The organism is Alcanivorax sp. HI0083 (assembly GCF_001635175.1).
The window spans coordinates 1-436 of sequence record NZ_LWFX01000012.1 but is presented as its reverse complement, the minus strand read 5'-3'; the positions used below and the strand labels follow the sequence as shown (position 1 = coordinate 436).

Below are 436 nucleotides of genomic sequence, written 5' to 3'. Positions count from 1 at the left end.
TCCTTGGCAAGCAGGTGGGGCAGCGCAAGCATATGTCCGAGCAGACTGCAGAAGAAATCGACCGTGAAGTGCGGGCCATCATCGATGGCTGTTACGGGCGCGCCAAGCAGATCCTGGAAGACAACCGCGACAAGCTGGACCTGATGGCGGATGCGTTGATGCAGTACGAAACCATTGATGCGGCGCAGATCGATGACATCATGGGCGGCCATAAGCCTCGCCCACCAAAAGACTGGCGTGATCAGGGTCCGGGTAACGGTGCCGCCGCCTCCGGCGATGGTGATCAGCCGTCCGGTGACGACCCCATTGGTGGGCCTGCCAACACGCACTGATTCATGATGCATCCAACAACGCTTAGCTGTGGGGCGCGGACACTAGACCTGTCCGCGCCTGTCGTTATGGGGATCCTCAATGTGACCCCCGACTCCTTTTCCGA

Annotated in this window: 2 pseudogenes; both read left to right on the top strand. The window is 59.9% G+C overall.

From position 1 onward, the window contains the following. Window positions 1–332 (top strand): annotated as a pseudogene (locus A3754_RS00215) (ATP-dependent metalloprotease); the annotation flags it as partial. Window positions 333–338: 6 nt separating this feature from the next. Continuing rightward, window positions 339–436: pseudogene (folP, locus tag A3754_RS28795) on the top strand (dihydropteroate synthase); the annotation flags it as partial.